Genomic DNA, 1857 nt, shown 5'->3' with positions numbered 1-1857 from the left:
TGTCCAGCCAGAGCAGGCGATCTTCCGGCAGGTCGAAGCGGTATTCCGGAGGTGCGGCGCCCCCCGCCCCGCCAAACAGGATTTCTTTGCCCAGTTCAACCGGCTGGCCCGCCGCCGGGGTCGGGGTGCCGGCCTGGTGTTGCAGGCTCAGGCTGCCGCCAGCCGCCCCCGCTTCGAGGGCCGTCAATTGCAGGATCAGGGGGCCGGTTCCGGCAGGGCGCGTCAGGGTGCCGCTGGCGGTGTCGTGCTGCGGCAGGCGGGTGCCATAGCGGTCAAACCAGGCCAGGCGATAGGCGTCTGCCGGGCTCAGTTGCCAGCTGAGTCGGTCGCCCGCTGCGGCTGGCACTTGCCAGTATCGGGTCTGACCGGCCGTCAGGGCCGGCAGCGCCAGCTCGCCCGGGCTCAGTGTGGGGGCCAGGTCTAGCGGCTCGGCCCGCAGTTGCCAGTCGCCGCTGCCGGTCTGGGCCATCAGGTCGAGCTGGTAGTCGCCGGCCGCCAGGTAGAGCGGGGCCGTGGCGGTTCCAGGGGCCGGCAGGCGCTGGGCAGGGATCAGAACGCCCGCCGGACCGCGCAGTTGCCAGGACATTCCGGCAGCGTCGCCGATCTGGCTGAATTGCCACAGGCCGCTCTGGGCCAGGTGGAAGGTCTGGCGGCTTTGCTGACCGCGCAGGGGCAGCTGGCCTTGCAGGGTCTGGCCGCTGGTATGGAGTTCCCCCAGGGCCTGCGGGGCTTGCGGCTCTTGCCGGTCATAACGCAGCCAGCCTTGCAGGGCGGCCTGATTGCTGGGGGCGCCGTCGAGCCACAGCAGGCAGTCCGCCCCGGCCGGCAGGGTCACTTGTGCCTGTTCGCCACTGGCAAGCTGCCCGGTGTGCAGGATCTGTCCGGATCGGTCCGTCAGCTGCCAGTGCTGGCGGGCCTGGGCGTCGTCACTGCGCCAGTCGGCGGTCAGCAGCATGCGCTCGGCGGTGGCGCTGCCGACCCGGTAGACGGTCATCGCCTGCCCCCCCGCCAGCGGCAGGCTCTGGCCGCTGAGCAGTTCCGGCACGTCGGCCTGGGGGCAGGTCTGCAGGCGGAAGGTCAAGGGTTCGGCGTGGCGCCGGTCGCTGCGTACGCTCAGCCGGTAGCGTCCTGCGGCCAGGGCCAGGGGGCGCTGGCTGTCCAGCGCGGGCTGTCCGGCACGGCCCTCGGCCCGTTGCTGGCCGTTCTGATCCTGCAGTTGCCAGTGGATGTCCGGCTGCCCGCCGCTCAGTTCGTCCCAGCGGACCCAGCTGGCGGTATCCAGCTCAACCAGATAGTGGTGTTCAGCGGCCGGCTGGCCCAGGTCCAGCGTGACCGGCTGTGACAGGACCAGCGGGGTCTGGGGCGGGGTGTGGACCGCCAGCTGGAAGGCGTAGTCCACCCCACCGGTCTGGGTGGGGTCGCCTTCGATCAGCAGCCAGTGTCGGCCGGTCTGCCGCGCCGTCAGGGCCGGGCTGTCCTGCCAGTCGCGGTCGTTGGCGAGCAGGCTGCCATCCGCCTGCAGCAGGCGCCAGCGCAGGCCGGTCGCGCCGGTGGACTGCGGCAACAGCATCAGGCGGTCTCCGGCTTGCAGGTCCAGCCGATACAGCTGGGCAGCCGCGCCGGCAGGCAGCTGGCCGGCCAGGGTCTGGTTCGGGATCAGCGGCAGGGCCTGTGCCTGCCCGAGCAGGCGCAGGCGGTAGCGACCGGTCTGGTCGGCTTGCGCATCCAGGGTCAGTCGGTAGCGCCCTGCCCGCAAGGCCAGCAGCCGGTCTTCGCCAGACAGCGGGCCGCTGGCCAGGGTGTGTTCGCCCTGGCTCAGCTGCCAGTGCAGCTCGGGGGTGGCCAGGCTGTCAATCA

The 1857-nt window shown here is 71.8% G+C and carries 1 protein-coding gene; it reads right to left on the bottom strand.

Annotated elements, in window-relative coordinates; genetic code table 11:
• Window positions 1-1857, bottom strand: a 1857-nt coding sequence (locus tag PZA18_RS23825) for a hypothetical protein (RefSeq protein ID WP_284103390.1), incomplete at both ends; no start/stop codon positions are given.

The organism is Parachitinimonas caeni (genome assembly GCF_030129945.1).
GTDB classification, from domain to species: Bacteria; Pseudomonadota; Gammaproteobacteria; order Burkholderiales; family Chitinimonadaceae; genus Parachitinimonas; species Parachitinimonas caeni.
This window is presented reverse-complemented; position numbering and strand designations above follow the sequence as displayed.